Origin of the sequence: Leifsonia sp. AG29, assembly GCF_009765225.1 — a bacterium.
In the GTDB taxonomy this organism is placed as follows: domain Bacteria; phylum Actinomycetota; class Actinomycetes; order Actinomycetales; family Microbacteriaceae; genus Leifsonia.
The window spans coordinates 174,883-191,135 of record NZ_VMSF01000001.1; the positions used below are offsets into that span (position 1 = coordinate 174,883).

The 16,253-nt window shown below is 67.5% G+C and carries 15 protein-coding genes and 1 tRNA gene; 10 read left to right on the forward strand and 6 right to left on the reverse strand.

The window, feature by feature from the left end; genetic code table 11:
• The first annotated feature begins 25 nt into the window (after nt 1–25).
• The 6 genes from FPT20_RS00850 (at nt 26) to FPT20_RS00875 (ending at nt 6,750) form a co-directional block, all read left to right on the forward strand.
• Nucleotides 26–808 (forward strand): carbohydrate ABC transporter permease, encoded by a 783-nt coding sequence (locus FPT20_RS00850; RefSeq protein WP_199245626.1) that lies wholly within the window; start codon nt 26–28, stop codon nt 806–808.
• Nucleotides 809–867: 59 nt separating this feature from the next.
• Nucleotides 868–2,115 carry an ABC transporter substrate-binding protein gene (locus FPT20_RS00855; RefSeq protein ID WP_158861793.1) on the forward strand — a complete coding sequence of 416 codons (1,248 nt, stop codon included), beginning with the start codon at nt 868–870 and terminating at the stop codon, nt 2,113–2,115.
• Between the two features lie 76 nt (nt 2,116–2,191).
• Nucleotides 2,192–3,343, forward strand: coding sequence for a glycoside hydrolase family 15 protein (locus FPT20_RS00860; protein ID WP_199245628.1), 1,152 nt, complete (start codon nt 2,192–2,194; stop codon nt 3,341–3,343).
• Entirely contained in the window at nt 3,340–5,568 is a 2,229-nt protein-coding gene (locus FPT20_RS00865) for a glycoside hydrolase family 31 protein (RefSeq protein WP_158861794.1), read from the forward strand. Before FPT20_RS00860 ends, FPT20_RS00865 begins: the two co-directional genes overlap by 4 nt.
• Complete coding sequence (locus FPT20_RS00870) at nt 5,565–6,404, forward strand: hypothetical protein (protein ID WP_158861795.1); 840 nt, start codon at nt 5,565–5,567, stop codon at nt 6,402–6,404. The genes FPT20_RS00865 and FPT20_RS00870 overlap by 4 nt, the downstream gene beginning before the upstream one ends.
• A 230-nt stretch (nt 6,405–6,634) precedes the next feature.
• A tRNA-Ser gene (locus tag FPT20_RS00875) sits at nt 6,635–6,750 on the forward strand.
• A gap of 718 nt (nt 6,751–7,468) precedes the next feature.
• On the opposite strand, the gene FPT20_RS00880 is transcribed toward FPT20_RS00875, so the two are convergent.
• A complete protein-coding gene (locus FPT20_RS00880) occupies nt 7,469–7,846 on the reverse strand; it encodes a hypothetical protein (RefSeq protein WP_158861796.1) in 378 nt (125 codons plus the stop codon).
• Nucleotides 7,847–8,072: 226 nt separating this feature from the next.
• On the reverse strand, nt 8,073–8,420 hold the full coding sequence (locus tag FPT20_RS00885) for a hypothetical protein (RefSeq protein ID WP_158861797.1): 348 nt from the start codon (nt 8,418–8,420) through the stop codon (nt 8,073–8,075).
• A gap of 105 nt (nt 8,421–8,525) precedes the next feature.
• Between FPT20_RS00885 and FPT20_RS00890 the strand changes: the two genes are divergently transcribed.
• Nucleotides 8,526–8,942, forward strand: a complete 417-nt coding sequence (locus tag FPT20_RS00890; protein ID WP_158861798.1) for a hypothetical protein — start codon at nt 8,526–8,528, stop codon at nt 8,940–8,942.
• A gap of 6 nt (nt 8,943–8,948) precedes the next feature.
• On the forward strand, nt 8,949–9,821 hold the full coding sequence (locus FPT20_RS00895; RefSeq protein ID WP_158861799.1) for a hypothetical protein: 873 nt from the start codon (nt 8,949–8,951) through the stop codon (nt 9,819–9,821).
• Between the two features lie 312 nt (nt 9,822–10,133).
• Here FPT20_RS00895 and FPT20_RS00900 read toward each other — a convergent pair whose 3' ends face one another.
• Nucleotides 10,134–10,829, reverse strand: a complete 696-nt coding sequence (locus FPT20_RS00900; RefSeq protein ID WP_158861800.1) for a hypothetical protein — start codon at nt 10,827–10,829, stop codon at nt 10,134–10,136.
• Nucleotides 10,830–10,924: 95 nt separating this feature from the next.
• Nucleotides 10,925–11,377: a DUF4190 domain-containing protein gene (locus tag FPT20_RS00905; RefSeq protein WP_158861801.1), complete on the reverse strand. Its 453-nt coding sequence runs from the start codon at nt 11,375–11,377 to the stop codon at nt 10,925–10,927.
• 249 nt (nt 11,378–11,626) lie between these two features.
• Between FPT20_RS00905 and FPT20_RS00910 the strand changes: the two genes are divergently transcribed.
• A complete protein-coding gene (locus FPT20_RS00910) occupies nt 11,627–12,232 on the forward strand; it encodes a hypothetical protein (protein ID WP_158861802.1) in 606 nt (201 codons plus the stop codon).
• A 193-nt stretch (nt 12,233–12,425) separates the two neighbouring features.
• Here FPT20_RS00910 and FPT20_RS00915 read toward each other — a convergent pair whose 3' ends face one another.
• On the reverse strand, nt 12,426–14,339 hold the full coding sequence (locus FPT20_RS00915) for a Na+/H+ antiporter NhaA (protein WP_199245630.1): 1,914 nt from the start codon (nt 14,337–14,339) through the stop codon (nt 12,426–12,428).
• A 252-nt stretch (nt 14,340–14,591) separates the two neighbouring features.
• On the opposite strand from FPT20_RS00915, the gene FPT20_RS00920 reads away from it, so the two are divergent.
• Nucleotides 14,592–15,344: an SDR family NAD(P)-dependent oxidoreductase gene (locus FPT20_RS00920; RefSeq protein ID WP_158861803.1), complete on the forward strand. Its 753-nt coding sequence runs from the start codon at nt 14,592–14,594 to the stop codon at nt 15,342–15,344.
• A 48-nt stretch (nt 15,345–15,392) separates the two neighbouring features.
• Here the strand turns inward: FPT20_RS00920 and FPT20_RS00925 are convergent, their stop codons facing one another.
• Nucleotides 15,393–16,211 (reverse strand): helix-turn-helix transcriptional regulator, encoded by an 819-nt coding sequence (locus tag FPT20_RS00925; RefSeq protein ID WP_158861804.1) that lies wholly within the window; start codon nt 16,209–16,211, stop codon nt 15,393–15,395.
• Nucleotides 16,212–16,253 lie beyond the last annotated feature (42 nt).

Here is a 16,253-nt window from a genome sequence, read left to right on the forward strand (position 1 = left end):
CCCGGTCGCGCGAACGTTGCTCTACGTGGCGGTCATCGTCGGCGCGTTGGTCATGATCTTCCCCTTCGTGTGGACCGTCGTCACCTCAATCAGCCCGGGCGCGAGCCTCACGACCACACCGAAGCTCATTCCGGACAACGCGTCTCTTTCCCCCTACCTGGCGCTGTTCGACCGTGTACCGTTCGCGCAGGTCATTCTGAATTCGCTGATCATCGCTGTTGTCAGCACCTGCCTTCAACTGGTGACCAGCGCAATGGCGGGGTATGCCTTCGCGCGCCTACCTTTCCGCGGCCGTGGCGCGATCTTCCTTCTCTACCTGGCGACCATGATGATCCCGTTCCAGGTGCTCATCGTTCCCCTGTTCGTGGAGATGAAATCGCTCGGGCTGATCAACACCTACGCCGGCGCGATCCTCCCCACCATGGCGTCCGCCTTCGGCGTCTTCCTGCTTCGTCAAGCGATCAGCACAGTACCGCCGGAGCTGGACCAGGCGGCGACCCTCGATGGTGCAGGCCACTTCCGCATCTTCTTCCAAGTCGTTCTCCCGCTGGTGCGGCCCGCGCTTGCGACACTCGCGGTGTTCGCTTTCCTCAATACGTGGAACAGCTTCCTGTGGCCGCTGATCATCCTGCGCGACCCTCTCATGCAGACGCTGCCCGTCGCGCTCTCCAGCCTGGTCGGCCAGTACTCCACGCAGTGGGACGTCCTGATGGCCGGCTCGGTGATCAGCATCCTCCCCATGTTCGCCCTCTACGTCTTCGCCCAGAAATACATCGTTCAGGGCGTCGCCGGCACCGGCCTCAAGTAGGCCGCTGCATTCACCCCACCCCAACCCCCACCCCCCTGCATCGAAGGAGATTGCACCTCATGAAGAAGACACTCGTCGCGGCCGTCGCGGTCGCGGCGCTCGCGTCACTCGGCCTGGCCGGTTGTAGCGCGTCCGGCTCTTCCGGCGACTCGAACGCGAAGGCCACCGTCACTTACTCGAACTTCATCTCCAACGGAGGAAACGAGAAGAACCTCCAGGCCATCGTCGCCGCCTTCGAGAAGGCCAACCCGAACATCACGGTCAAGGTGACGACCACCGACTACAAGGACTACTTCACTAAGCTTCAGACGGACATCGCGGCCGGCACACAGTCCGACGTCTTCGATGTCGACTCCGGCAGTTACGCGAACCTGCAATCGAGCGGGTCGCTTGCCTCACTCACAGGGATCGACGCGTCCAAGTACCGCAAGTCGCTCCTCGACACGTACAAGACCGACGGCAAGCAGTACGGGCTGCCCACCTCGTTCTCCGATGTCGTGCTGTTCTACAACAAGAGCCTGTTCGACAAGGCCGGCATCGGCTACCCGACGAAGGACTGGACGTGGGCCGACGAAAAGGCTGCCGCTCAGAAGCTGACGGACAAGGCGGCCGGCGTCTGGGGCGACTTCCAGCCGGCCACGTATTACGAGTACTACAAGGCGGTTCAGCAGGCCGGCGGCCAGTTCCTCGGAAAGAACGGCAAGGAGGCGGCATTCGACTCGGCCGCGGGCAAGAAGGCGGCCGAGTGGATCGCCGGAAAGTCGGGGACCGTGATGCCGACCGAGGCGCAGGGTGCCAGCACGGCCGACTTCGACTCCGGGCTGTTCAAAGCGGGCAAGCTCGCCATGTGGCACTCGGGCATCTGGATGTTCAGCACGCTGGGTCAGCTCCCGTTCGGCTGGGACATCGCCGTCGAGCCGGGAGACACCCAGAAGGCCGCAGCTGCCTTCTCGAACGCGGTCGTGGTCTCGAAGGACGCCAAGAACAAGGCCGCGGCGCAGAAGTGGGCCGACTTCCTTGCCAGCTCCAAGGAGACCGTCGACGTGCGCATCAAAGCCGGGTGGGAACTCCCGACAGTGTCCGATGAATCGCAGCTGAAGCCCTACCTGACAGCCGGCGCCCCCGCCAACCGTCAGGCAGTGTTCGACTCCCTCGAGAGCGTAGCTGCGGCCCCCCAACTCGGGACGAACGCGCAGAAGATCCAGGACGCCGTGACGAACACGCTGGGCGAGATCGCCGCCGGCCGCCAGTCCGTCGACTCCGCGATTCCCGCGTTGTCAGACCAGGTCTCCGGCCTGCTCAAGTAGCCACCACAACCCCGGCCGCGCCCGAGAGTCCCCCGCCTCGGGCGCGGCCGGCCCCTCTCTCGCAGAAAGCAGCATCTTGCAGCGTTATCTCGACTCCCCGCTCTCGCGTCGCAGCGCGGAGCTCATACTAAGACTGCAAACCCCGGAAGGGGCGTACCCAGCCAGCCCGACCTTCTCAGCGTACGCCGGCTACAGCTGGTTCCGGGATGGCGCCTTCATCGCGGACAGCATGTCGGTGATCGGAGAGATCGAGTCTGCGTCGCGATTCTTCGACTGGTGCAGCCGCGTACTCGTCGACCGAGTCGACCATGTGCGCTGGATCATCACCCAGGCCCGGTCCGGGCGCCCTCCCGGCCATGATCAGATGCTGCCGGCACGTTTCACCTTCGCGGGACATAACGGCGACGACGAGTGGTGGGATTTCCAGCTCGACGGGTACGGGACGTGGTTGTGGGCGGTCGTCGAACACAGTCGGCGTCACGCGCTGGATCTCGACAGGTGGGAGCCGGCGATCTCGATGACCGTCGAGTATCTGACTACGTCGTGGTCGCGACCATGTTACGACTGGTGGGAGGAACACAGCGACCACGTGCACGTGTCGACCCTGGCTTGCGTGAGCGCCGGCCTGGACGCGGTACTGTCCTCCGGGGTCATGGAGGCCGGGCTCGTCGATGCAGCTCGAGAAGCCTCATCTCAGATCAAAGCCACCGTCTTTGAACGCGGCCTTAGCGATGGGCACCTCGTGAAGTGGCTCGGAAGCACTGCCCTCGACGGCAGCCTGGCGGCAGCGATCGCGCCTCTGGGCTTCGTCGGAGCGCGCTCGATCGTCGGCCAGCGAACGATCGATCAACTCGAACGCCAGTTGACCGTCGACGGGGGAACCCATCGTTATCTGGGGGACACGTTCTACGGCGGCGGCCAATGGCCGCTCCTCAGCTGCTTCCTCGGCCTTGCCCATGCTGCCGCCGGCGATGTTTCGCGCGCACGAGAACTCTACGACTGGGCAGCATCGACGGCGAACTCCGATCTCGAGCTGCCCGAGCAGGTCGGGGGGCACCTCATCGCACCAGGAATGCGAGCCGAGTGGGTGGAACGGTGGGGGTCCATCGCAACTCCGCTGCTCTGGAGTCACGCCATGCTTCTCCGGCTCGGAGCAGCGCTCGATCCTCGCATTCCCCCGCACAACCTCGCGGCCCGATCCGGCCGCGAGGAAGGAGCACCCCGTTGATTCGCCACTCGCCTCTCGGGTCTGGTCACCCGTACTCCGTCGACACCGATCAGCGCTGGCCCGTCGTGCCCGAAGCCGGTGGCACCGCGTCGATCGGTGTTCGCGCCGATTCGTCCGTTGTCGCCGTTTCGGCCGAACTCGTGTGGCGCGCGGACACCGGTGAGGAACACCGTGATCTGCTCACCCTGTCCCGCGTAGCGAACACCTCGCGTGGCCGCACCACGGACGGCGGTCATCTGGCCTCGGCCCAAGCACGGCTGTCCCGGGCTGCGGGGGGCTGGCAGGTCACGACCCCGGTCCTCGATTTCGGAGGCGAGTACCGGTACCGCTTCACCGGAACCCGCGACGACGGTCGTGAAGAACACACCCGCTGGTTCTCGTTCCGCGCAGCGCGCTGGCGGGAGGCCGCGGATGCTGTGATCGCGAGCGGCTCGTCCCGGGTGCTTCGCCACTCGGTGTCCGTCCTCGATGACGGACGGCGGGCCTGGCGCGTGCGTTTCTCGCTCCCGCTCGCTCCCGGCGAGCACGTGAGCGGGCTGGGCGAGAGGTTCGACGCGATCGATCACGCCGGTGAGTCGCTCGACTCGGTGGTCTTCGAGCAGTACAAGAGCCAGGGAGCGGAGCGCAAGACCTACCTCCCGATGCCGTTCGCCCACGTCGTCGGAGGCTCGGGCTGGGGGTTCCACGTGGACACCTCCCGCCGCGTCTGGTTCGACCTCGGTGCGAGGGAGCCGGGAGCGATCCAGGTGGAGGCGGAGGCGGGTCCCGAGGGGACTGTTCCGGTCCGCTTCTTCGAAGGCGACCCGCTCACCGTCCTCCGGGGCTTCCTCGATGGCGTGGGCCGTGCCGAGGAGCTGCCCGACTGGGTCTTCCGCCTCTGGGCCAGCGGTAACGAGTGGAACACACAGGCGGAGGTCATGCGCCAGATGGATCTGCACCGGGAGCACGACATCCCGGTTGGCTCGGTCGTCATCGAGGCATGGAGCGATGAGACCACGTTCACCGCGTTCCGCGACGCCCGCTACGACGTCACGGAGGACGGCGCTCCGCATCGGCTCGCCGACTTCCAGTTCCCGGCCGACGGTGCATGGCCGGACCCCAAGGGAATGGCCGACGAACTCCATTCCCGGGACATCCGACTCCATCTGTGGCAGATCCCGCTGCTGAAGATGCGCCCCCACCCGCAGGCACAAGCGGCGGCCGACGCGCGCGCCGCCCTCGCCGAGGACGTGCTGATCGCGGAGCCGACGCCGGCAGGAGGCCGGCGCCCGTACCGCAACCGGGGCTGGTGGTTCCCGCTCGCGCTCATGCCCGATCTGACCGACCAGCGAGCTGCACGCTGGTGGACCGAGAAGCGTCGCTACCTCGTCGAAGAGGTCGGCGTCGATGGCTTCAAGACCGACGGCGGCGAACACGCGTGGGGCGCGGAGCTCGTCTACCTCGACGGCAAGCGAGGGGACGAGAAGAACAACACGTTCCCCGTCGCGTACGCCGCGGCTTACGGCGAGCTTCTTCGGAGTGCGGGAAAAGCGCCCGTCACCTTCAGCCGGGCCGGGTTCGCGGGCTCCCAGGCCCACGGTGCGTTCTGGGCGGGCGACGAGAACTCCACCTGGGACGCTTTTCGCTGGTCGATGAACGCCGGCCTGTCCGCGGCGGCCAGCGGCATCGTGTACTGGGGATGGGACATCGCCGGGTTCTCCGGAGAAGTCCCCGACGCCGAGCTCTACCTGCGCGCGACGGCGGCCAGCGTGTTCGTGCCGATCATGCAGTACCACTCCGAGTTCAACCACCATCGCACTCCCTCGCGCGACCGGACTCCGTGGAACATCGCGGAGCGCTCGGGTGAGGAGAGAGTCATCCCGATCTTCCGGGACTTCGTCAAGCTGCGGGAACGGCTCCTCCCCTACCTGGCGTCGTCCGCGGCGGAGACGGTGCGGTCCGATCGGCCGCTCATGCGGCCGCTCTTCTTCGATCACCCGGAGGATCCGGCCTCATGGGCCGGGATCCGGTGGATGCTCGGAGCGCACCTGCTCGTCGCACCGGTCGTCGAGCCAGGTGCGACGACCTGGCCGGTGATCCTCCCGGACGGCGAATGGACGGACGTCTGGACCGGCGATACCGTCTCGGGCGGCCGCACGATCGAGGTCGACGCGCCGTTGACGCGCATCCCGGTGTTCGCCGCGGCCGGCGCGCCCACCGAGTTGCTCGCGGTCTTCCGGCTGTGATCGACGCCGTCGACGCCTTCGACTCGTACACGCAACGGGTCGTCGATGGGGCTCGCGGGGATCGTCGGGTCCTCGGTGTTGCGCTTCTAGGTTCCGGAGCGGAACGATCACGGATCGACGAATGGTCGGACCATGATCTCCTCGTTCTGGCGCGCCCGGACGCGGTGAGCGAACTCCGCGGCGATCTCTCCTGGCTCCCCGATTCCGAGCGGCTCGTTGCAGTCGGACGCGAGTGGCACGACGGAATCAAGGTGCTGTTCCGGGACGGCCGGGTCCTCGAACTCGGCATCACCGACCCGATCCGATTGCGGTCCTTCCCCGTCTCTGCGTTCAGCGTCGTTTACGACTCAGGCGTGCTGGCGGAGGGTCTCGCCCAAGCGAAGGCGAACACGCGCGTTCGAAGCGGGAATCGCGGTGGCGATGCAGCGGCGGTGCTCCTGGTCCAACTCGTCACGGGGATCGGACGAGTGCGGCGGGGTGAGCGGCTCAGCGGCGGACACATCATCCGATCCGAGGCGGCGCTCACTCTCATGGACCTGCTCCTCGACCTCGCAGGCGAGCCCCATCCCGATCCTTTCGACGGGTGGCGCCGGATCGAGCGTGTCCTCCCCGAAGCAGCGTCGCGACTACGGAGCTTACTCGATCAACCGGTCGAGGCTGCAGCGCTCGGGATCTTGGACTTGGCTGAGGAAGTCCTAGCACCTGGATGGAAGGACTGGCCGCGGGCGGCGGCCCGTGTGGCAAGAGAGCGCCTGAGCGTGTCGGCGGTCTCCCAACCCGCACCTATCCACATCGAAGATCGTTGTTGCGAAGACAGTGGTCACGCTCGGTCGTGATCACTGCGGGCTGTGGCGCGGCGACCGAGTGCGAGCCTTCTTTCAGAAGCTGATCGCGTGTCCTCCTGGTTGGCGTACAGCGTAGGCTTGTCTTTAGATAGCGCCGCCGGCCCTCCGCCTTTACGTCAGATTCGTCCGGGCACCAACGGCTACGCACGACAGGTAGGCGCCGCTTGATCCAAAGGCGGACAGCGAGGGGACGGTTGCAGTGATCTCTATGTTGTGCAGCGGGAGGCATTTGTTGCAGCTTGTCTCCGAAAATGCGGCTGGTCGCCCGGTTGCTCGACCCTGCTAAGGTGGAGTCCCCGTAAGGGGACCGAGGGTTCAAATCCCTCCGTCTCCGCCATGGCATGTGTCGAGTCATCCTTCCGGGATGTGTCGGGACATGGTTCCTGATTCCCCCTCCTTCGGGAGGGGGTTTCGTGGTTTTTTGGGGTTGGTAGTCGCGGGTGGGGTCGAGGACGAGTTCGCGGATGAGTTCTCCGGTGTCGAGGTTGATGATGTGGGCCGGGTTCGAGATGCGCCGCGAGACGCTCTCCCCAGGGCTACGACCCACTGGGCCGAGATGGTCACCGCTCACGCCCGCTGAACCACGGACGCAGCTAAGGCACCGGACCGGTGGTCCCCGGGGCCTTAGCTCCGTCTGTATTGGCTAGCCGGTCGCGGGTCAGAAGTCGAGGACGGCGACAAGCGGCGCAGGGCCGGCCGCATATCACGCCGGCCCTGCGCTTATATGGATGACAACCCAGCTAGCATCATCGTCCCTAGCAGCTGCGCCCACGTCAGGAGGAGCGGACAGCACAAGATGACCGCGACGATCCCGAGGGGCCTTCCGCGGCGTTCGATGCAGAGCGCGAGGATCCCGACGACAAGGCCGGTGAGCGGCACCAGAAAGGACGCCCACACTGCGTAATCGAACAGCTGCGGAAACAGCACAACCCCGATCAGGCCGGGTCCCGGCGCGATTGCGAGGGCCAGCGCGCTGACGCTCAGCCAGACGCCTCGATATCGTCGTTTCGGGGGTGAGGGCGGGGGCGCGCCCGCCGGCGTCGTAGTGTCGGCGCTCATGAGGCCCTGACTCCAAACACGGCGACGGCGAAAAGCACTGTCGCGAACATGACGAACACCCAGTACGCAAGAACCAGCCCGCAGAGGATCATGCCGACGATTGGTAGGGCTCGCCTGGACCGTTCTTGCACCAGCGCGACGGTGGCGAGGATCATCCCGGGAAGCGGCAGCAGCACGGCCCCGCCGACGAGGTAGATCCCGACGGGTGGATAGACAAACTCGGCGACCAGACCGACAACGGAGACCACTCCGAAGATCAGCGAGAGCCTACTGAGCAGCCCTGCCGGTTGGCGTTTGGTGCCGGAGGTCTGTGAGTCGCGACCGAGGGTGGTGGCCTGCGGCGTGGGCGGCGAAGGAGGAGATGCGTTGGTCATGCTGCTTCTTTCCTCCGTTGTGCTCGACGGTGTGGACGGTCATCGGGGTTCGGCGTGTTGGAAGTCAGGACGAAGCTCTCGATGCCGGCAGGCGGGGGGTCCCGCACCGGCTCTCCGGTGTCTCGCACAGCACGACCGCAATTCCGCGGAGCAGGTGCAGGATCTCGCATCCGTTCTCCAGTACCGCAGTCGACGCGTGCGCCGGCTCAGGGGCAAGGCGCCGCGCTCATGTGTGGGGAGTGCTGATCGCCGCCCCGCCGAGGAAGAGCAGAGAAATCAGCATGATGCCGAGGATGAGCAGGGCCCACACCGAAAGGATCACCGAGCACAGGATGGCACCGGTGAGGGCCATGCCGCGGCCCGCTGGCTCCTTGCGCAGGCCGAGGACGCCGAGAACGAGCCCGACGACCGGGACCACGAAGGTGAACCCGGCTGCGATCGAGACGAGCCCGAGCACCATGGAGGTGATGCTGAGCCCTTTGGGCTCGCGCGCGGCTGCGTAGATCGGCACGGCGTAAGCCGGCGGCCCATACACGGGGGTCGGCGCGGGTGACGGCGTGGTCTCCTCGGACATGGTGGTCTCCCTCTCGCACGCTTGTCGGGCCGACGTCGTTCGGCTTTCTTCGTCATGGCCTCCGACCTAGTATCTCACTATGAGATACCACATCAGAAATTCTGAATGTATCAATTGCAGCGGGCGGAGAGTTCAGCGATGAGCCGGAACCCGGAACGCCGTGGCCGTGTCCGGTCGTCCCGGATGCCGGGGATCGATTTGGCGCGGTTCCTCGCAATTGTGGGCATGATCGCCGTGCACACACTCCAGGTGACCGCCCCGAATCCGGTCTTGGACCTCTCGAACGGGAACGCGTCAACGCTGTTCGCCGTGCTCGCGGGCGTGGGGGCAGCGCTGGCCTCCCGGGCCGCACTCCAGGCCGGCGCGACCGCCACCGCTCGATTGGCGCTCGTCGCCCGTGGCGCCGGACTGGTCGGCCTCGGGCTTCTTCTCGGGCTGATGCCGTCCCCCGCCGTGGTGATTCTGGTCTACCTGGGGGTGACTTTCGTGGTCATGGCCGCGTTTATCCGTGCGCGCTCCTGAGTGCTGATGGTCGGCGCAGGGGTCCTGGCGGTGGGCGGGCCCGCGGTGAATGTGGCCGTACGCACGAGCCTCGGCCTGGTCAACGAGACGGGTTCGGCCGGGATCGACCAGCTGGTTGCCGATCCGCTCGCCTACGCACGTGGGATCTTTCTGACCGGCACCTATCCGGTGACGACCTGGATCGTCTACGCCTTGATCGGGATCCTCCTCGGGCGCGGAGTCCTTGCCGCCATCCAGGCCGGAACACTCCACCGGTTCGCGGTCCGCTCGCTCGTCGTCGGGGCCGCCGCCGCGATGAGCGCCCACGTGCTCTCCACCGCGGCGTACTTCGCTTTTGCCCGGAACGACCTGCTCTCCGACCTGCTCTCCAGGGTCGACCCGGAACAACTCGCACCGATGAAGGACCGTATCGATGAGTTCCTCCTCGGAACCGGGTACGGCGCCCCCACCGGGTGGGCAGCTCTCGCCCTCGATGTCCCCCACACCGGGACCGTGCTGGACATTGCCCGCGGCGTGGGGGTCGCCACCGCGATCATCGGCGCGTGCTTGCTTCTTCCCCTCCGAACGCCGGCCCCAATCCTCCTGCGACCCGTGCTCGCCGCCGGGAGCGCACCCCTCACCAGCTATGCCGCCCACCTCCTCCTGCTGGCGCTCACAAGCGGCGTGTGGATGATCGAAGGGCTGCCGCTCCCCCGCTTCACGGGCTGGACCGCATTCTTGGCCAATGTCGGCCTTCTCCTTGCCCTCGGTGCGGCTCTGGCGCTGGTCGGTCGGCGCGGGCCGCTGGAGACTCCGCTCGGCCGGCTCGCCGCCATCCCGGCCGAATGGGCGCGGCGAAACGGCTCGAGCCATCCCACCAACAGCAGGGGCGCGGCCTGATGGTCGGCGCTGCGCGTCGTCACTTAGACCCAGTACTTGGCCCACACCCAGAACAGGGTGAGCGCGGCCGCGATCCCCGATAGCCACAGCGCCGTCTTCGGGGTGAGCCGGCGTCTTTCCTCTGTCGGCATTCGGGCTGGCTTGTCCTCCCAATAGACGCGGTCCTTGGATCTCAGGTAGGCCAGATAGGCGTACTCACCGGGAGGCTCGGCATCACCGAACCGGGAAAGAGCATCACGCAGAGCGTTTGGGTGGGGTCCGGGACCGAGCGGTCCCGGGCCCCCGTCGGCGGGGCGAGTCGGTTGTCGGTGCTCAGAAGTTGACGACGCCGACCTCGTGGATGGTGTCGGTGACGGTGGGAAGGTCGGCCGCGTTCCCGCACATCCCAACGATGATCAGGCCCATACCGATCGAGGTGAATCCGCGCGCCCAGACGGAGAGGTTCCCGTTGCCGATGAATGACAGGCCGTCCACGCCGGGGTCTCCGGGCTGCGGAGCCTTGTTGACGCCGTAGCCGATGCGGGACTCGGTGATCTGGTCAGCGGCGAAATGCTCCCCGAGCAGGGCGCGGTACACGTCGAGCGTGTAGGCGCGGTCATCGGAGCCCGCGGAGGCGACGTCGGTGAAGGCGCCCTGGAACAGCGAGATCTCGCAAGTGTTCGTCTTGGACTTGTACACCCACTGGCCCGCGTCCATCCGAGTGGATTCCGGGACGACCTCCCAGTCAGGAGACGTGGCCAGGTGATTCAGGAAGGCGGGTTTGGACGGTTCAGAAGCCAGACCTACGTTCCGGCTGTTGGTCCAGGTGTATCCGGACTCGGCGCGCGACACCTTCTCGGGACGGGTCTCCGCCTTCGGCTTCGGAGGTTTCGTCGTGGTCCGCGGAGACGCCGCCGTCGTCTTGGGTCCGCTCGCGCCGCCGGCAGTGGGCACGCAACCGGTCAGGAGCATGCCTCCTGCGACGAAGGCGGCGAGGACGCCCACGGCACGCAGACGCCGTCGCGGCATGGCTCGCTCCTCGGTTGGGTGGGCAGACACAGTTCTGCCCTTCGTTTCTGTTGTTAGGTGACTAGGCATGGTCTTCTCGTTCCTGGCGTTCGCGGTCAGTAGTCGTAGTCGTCGGAGGAATAGCCGCCGGTGCGGCTGTCCGAGTCGGAGTAATCGTTCGGGTCGAAGCCGTGGCTCGTGCCGTCGCCGCTGGCGGGGTCGAAGGCGAACCCGAACGCGGCCGGATCGGCGATCACGATGGCGACCGTCACCGCGGCCCACACCACGGTGAGTGCGAGGAGGCCGTAGCCCAGAATGAGGGTGGTGATCGCGAGACCGCGGCCGCGCTCCCCTGTGCGTCGCAGCTGGCCGAAGCCGATGTGGGCGAGCACGACACCGAGGATCGGGTTCATGCTCACCACGACGACGCCGATCAAAGACAGGACGTTGTAACGGGCGGTCGGCGCCGCCAGCGCATCGGTCGGAGTCTCGCGCGGGGCGTCCGCGGCGCTGGCCGGCGAAACGACGGCAGGGGCGACGATAGGCATGATCGGAGGAGGGTTGGTCATCTCAGGGCTTTCTCTGGGTGAGGGATTGCCACAGCAACTGCGGCTCAGAACGATCGCCGCAAAATCTCATGTTCTAAAATTTCTGTGGCGAATTAGAGTATGCCTCCCCCCACCGACTCCCGCCAACGTTCAGCCCACGCCTCCTCGTGTGGCGGCGGCTACCGCCACCTCCGGAGACCGGCCCGCAGGGGCGCCGCGTCTGGCCGGAGCTAAGCCCCGGATGGCCTCTTGTGCCGTTAGGGTGTGACCGTGAGTGACGAGCGGGCCGATCTGGCCCAGTTCCTCGGCGTGCTGAACACCGAGTACTTCGTGTTGCAGGGCGCATCGAACGCATCCATCAGCGAGTCCAGCAGCCGGTCTTCGCTGTACCTGGTGACGCTGTCGAGCGCCCTTGTCTCACTGGGCTTCGTCTCGGGGGCGTCGCCCGGCCTGTTCCTGCCGTTCGCGGCCGCGGCCCTGACGACCGTGTTCGTGCTTGGCTGGTTCACCATCGCCCGTCTCATCGACACGGCGATCGAGAACATCCGGGCTCTGCGCGGGATGGCGCGTATCCGGCGCTACTACGCTGGCGTGCACCCCGAGGCGCCCGCGTTCTTCGAGACGACCGGGGATGATGCCTCCGATGCGTACGCCATGCTGGGCATGCGGTCGTCGAGGCGATGGGTCGTGGGGACGATGGCCAGCATGGTCGGCGCGGTGAATGCGGTCGTCGGCGGCTCCGGCGTGGCGATCTTCATCGGGGCCATGGGCGCGGGGACGCCAGTCTCGATCGTCGTGGGTGTGATCGTCGGCGCCCTTCTGTTCGCCATGTCCGCCGCACTGCAGATCCAGAGGTTCAAGCGCGCGTTCCCGTGATGTCGGGGAATGGCAGGTTCGGCGCGGCGCGAGCTATGAATCCGGCGATGGCGTCGGTGAGCGCATGCGGCGCCTCCAAACGAGGCGCTGGTCGTAGACCGGTGATGCGGAACTCGCGCATGCCAAGCTCGCGGAGGTCACGCGCGCGTCGATCTCGGGTAAACGACGGTCGCTTCAGTGAGGCGCTACGCGGCTAAGACCGCTGCGCGTTTCCTGCACCGGCGCGGGCGGCGTTGATCGCTTTCGAGAGCGAGTCGATGTCGACAGGTCCTTCGTGGCGGAGCCCGTTGATGAAATAGGTGGGGGTGCCCGCCGCGCCGCTTTGATCCGCGGAGGCGATGTCCTTCAGCACGCGGTCGGCGTGAGCGTGCGAGAGGACGTCGTCCAGGAACTTCTCGGCGTCGATGCCGAGTTGCTGAGCGTAGCCCGCGAGGTCGCGGATGCCGAGGCGGTCCTGGTGCGCCAGCAGGAGGTCGTGCATCGGCCAGAACGCGCCCTGCGCAGCCGCCGCTTCCGCAGCTTCGGCGGCGCGGAGCGCATTCGGGTGGACGTCCGTCAGTGGGAGGTGGCGCCACGCGACCGCCACGTCGGGGTGGCGTTCCAGGAGTTCACGGACCGTCGGTTCGCCGCGGCGGCAGAACCCGCACTCGAAGTCGCCGTACTCGACGACGGTCACTTGCGGGTTCTCGGCACCGCGCACATGGTCCGCCTCAGGGTCGACGGGGCTCAACAGGTCGAGGGTGGGGTCGGGCCGTCCGTTCAGGGCGAGGCTCCGCCGGTTCGCCGGGATGAACCTCACGCACGCGAAGACCAGCCACGTGAGCGCGGCGGAGCCGATCACAGAGAAGAAGATGCCGATCTTCGCCTCGGCCAGCCCCTCCCCGGTCAGGACGATGCCGGCGATGAGGAGTGAGACGGTGAAGCCGACACCGGCAGCGGTGCCGCTGCCCACCACCGCGAGCCAGCCGACCTGTGGATGGATGCGCCCGCGGGAGAACCTGGTGAGCAGCCAGGAGCCGCCGGCGACCGAGACCGGCTTCCCGATCACATAGCCGACGACGATGCCGATCGTGATCGCACTGGTGGAGGCGCGCGCCAGCAGTTCGGGCGAGATGACCACGCCCGCGTTCGCAAGCGCGAAGATCGGCACGACGACATAGCTGGTCCACGGGCTGAGCCGGTAGAGGATCCGTTCGTTCTCGGACAACGAGTCCGCGAGCCCGGCCGCCGCCGACCGCGCCAGCTCGGCGTTGGGGCTCTCGCGATAGTCGCGAACCAGCCCGGTGGCTCGTTCCAGGTCGGCGCGAACCGGAATGTAGGCCGACGTCGCCAGGCCGATGGCGAGACCGGAGACCACCGGGTCGATACCGCTCAGCAGCAGGGCCAGCCACATCAGCACGCCGAGGACGATGGCCAGGCTGCGTCCGATCGTCCGGTCGAGCCTCCGCGCGACGATGATGCCCGCGAATGCCAGAACCGCGACGAGGAGGGGGAGCGGGGAGATCGGCCCGCTGTAGAGCACGGCGATGATGATCAGGGCGGCGACATCGTCGACGACGAACGCCGTGAGGAGAAAGGTGCGGGTGCGCTTCGGCGCTCGCCTGGCCAGCAGTGTCAAGATGCCGAGCGCGAGGGCCGTGTCCGTCGACATCGCCACGCCCCAGGCCCGAGCCGAGTCCAGTCCCTGGTTCACGAGCAGGTAGACGGCGACCGGGAGCGCCATGCCGACGAGGCCGACGGTGATCGGGAGGATCAGGCGGCTGCGCTCGCGAAGGTCGCCCAGATCCAGTTCCCGGCGCGCCTCCAGCCCCACCGCCAAGAAGAACAGCGTCATGAGTCCGCTGTTGACCCAGGTACGCAGGTCGAAGGAGAGTGCGAACCGACCGGCCGTGATTCCGACCGGCTCGGTCCAGAAGGCCTCATACCCGCCGATGTTCGCCCACACCAGCGCGACGACGACCGCTGCCACGAGGAGGACGGAGGCGAGAGCGCCCGCCCGCAGGATGCCATGGAAGGTGCGTTTCGGATGCACCATGACCGTGCGGTCGTCGCTGCCTGCGGGCGCTCTCTCCTCGGTCGCAGCGGGATCAGGCATCACGTGGCTCACCGCCCTCACTGTCGGGACGCCGCCGGCCAGCGGCCGGTGACCACAATCTAGTCTGAGCTGGCCCGCGGCGCACGGTCTGCACTGCCCGGTCCGCGGAGCGGCGGCTTGAGGCGTCAGGCGCGCGGCCCGTCGTCCCCGCACGCCGCATCCGGCAAGGGGGGTGCGCCGCACCCCGGAGGACCCCGTCCTTCTCGCGTCTCCACCGTCCCGGCATCGTTGATGAAGACCCCCTGATTGGAAGGACTCATCACCGTGCCCGACACTTCATCGCTCTATGACCTCACCGACAAGGTCGCCGTGGTCACCGGTGGCGCCCGTGGAATCGGCCGCGCCACCGCCGACCTGCTCCGCAGCCGCGGGGCGCGGCTGGTCGTCAGCGACATCGCGGATTCCGTCCGCGACCTCGATGCCCCGGACGTTGCCACCTACGTCGGCGATGCGTCGTCCGAGCAGGCCGCCCGCGCGACGATCGACCTCGCCGCGCAGCGCTTCGGCCGGCTCGACATCCTGATCAACAACGCTGGCCGCACCCTGAACAAGCCGATCACCGAAACCAGCGCCGAGGAGTTCGACGCCATCCTCGCGGTGAACGCGCGCGGCAACTTCCTGCACGCGCGGGAGGCGTTCCGTGTGATGCAGCAGGCCGGCAGCGGCTCGATCGTCTCGATCGCCTCCGTGTCCTCCATCGTCGCGTTCGCGACGCAGACCGCCTACGCCGCCTCCAAGGGAGCGCTCGCGCAGATCACGCGTGTGCTGGCGATCGAGGGCGGCGTACACGGCATCCGCAGTAACGCGGTGCTGCCCGGAGTCATCGATACCGACATCATGGAGGGCGTGGTCGAGAACGGCCGTGAGATGCTCGCGTCCTTCGGGCCCGCGCATCCCATCGGCCGGATCGGCACACCGGCGGAGGTGGCCGAGGCGGTCGCGTTCCTCGCGTCGCCGGCAGCATCGTTCATCACGGGCGCCCTGCTCGCGGTGGACGGCGGGTGGACTGCGCAGTAGGCGGCGACTCCCCGGGCGGGGTGGCGGAGTGCCGCCCCGCTCAGCGGCTCAGCCGCTCGGGCGATCGAGGGACGCGCGCAGCCGCCCCAACCGCCGGGCTGAGACCGTCCCCGGCTCGGCGCGGTAGACGACCAGCTCCTGCCCGGGCGCTGCGCGGACGTCGAAGGAGTGGATGCTCAGTGTCATGTCACCGACGAGCGGATGCGCGAAGCGCTTGACCTCGAGCCGGCGCCCCTGCACGCGGTGCTCGTTCCAGTAGGACCGGAACTCGGCCGAGGAGGCGAGCAGGCCATCCCGGAGCTCCACGATGCGCGGGTCGCGCGGCTGAGCCGACTCCAGCAGCCGGAAGCCCGCGATCGTGCTCTCGGCGATCTGCTCCCAGTCGGCGTAGAGGTCTCGGGCAGTGGGGTCGACGAACAGCGACGCCAGCATGTTCCGGCTCTGCGGGAAGCCGAGGAACAGAGCCTCGCCGAGCGGATTCGTGTCGAGGACGTCGAAGGCGTGACCGAGGATCACCGCCGGGTGCTCGCGCCACTCCGCCAGCAGGGCGTGAAGGCGCGGGTCCACTGTCGCGGGCGTCGCCTCCCCGCGCGTCGGGGTCAGCCCGGCGAGACGGTACAGGTGCGCGATCCCGTGCTCGTCGAGTGCGAGCGCCCGGCCGATGCTCTCCGCGACCGCAGGTGACGGCGAGACCTCGCGCCCCTGCTCCAGCCGCGTGTAGTAGTCGACGCTCACGTCGGCGCGCGCCGCCACCTCCTCGCGGCGCAGCCCCGGCACGCGGCGCCTGCCGCCCCTCTCGATCCCGACCGTGGACGGGTCGACCCGGGACCGGCTGTGGGCGAGGAACTCGCCGAGCGGCGACGGCACGCGCACGATTCTAATCCGCGTGGGAACCGTCGCGCCGTTCCC

Excerpts from the sequence above, each read along its gene's own strand:
- FPT20_RS00855 (WP_158861793.1), top strand. The coding sequence starts at position 868 with ATGAAGAAGACACTCGTCGCGGCCGTCGCGGTCGCGGCGCTCGCGTCA.
- FPT20_RS00885 (WP_158861797.1), bottom strand. The coding sequence starts at position 8,420 with ATGTCCGAGGAGACCACGCCGTCACCCGCGCCGACCCCCGTGTATGGG.
- FPT20_RS00900 (WP_158861800.1), bottom strand. The coding sequence starts at position 10,829 with ATGCCGCGACGGCGTCTGCGTGCCGTGGGCGTCCTCGCCGCCTTCGTC.
- FPT20_RS00890 (WP_158861798.1), top strand. The coding sequence starts at position 8,526 with ATGTATCAATTGCAGCGGGCGGAGAGTTCAGCGATGAGCCGGAACCCG.
- FPT20_RS00880 (WP_158861796.1), bottom strand. The coding sequence starts at position 7,846 with ATGACCAACGCATCTCCTCCTTCGCCGCCCACGCCGCAGGCCACCACC.
- FPT20_RS00895 (WP_158861799.1), top strand. The coding sequence starts at position 8,949 with ATGGTCGGCGCAGGGGTCCTGGCGGTGGGCGGGCCCGCGGTGAATGTG.
- FPT20_RS00905 (WP_158861801.1), bottom strand. The coding sequence starts at position 11,377 with ATGACCAACCCTCCTCCGATCATGCCTATCGTCGCCCCTGCCGTCGTT.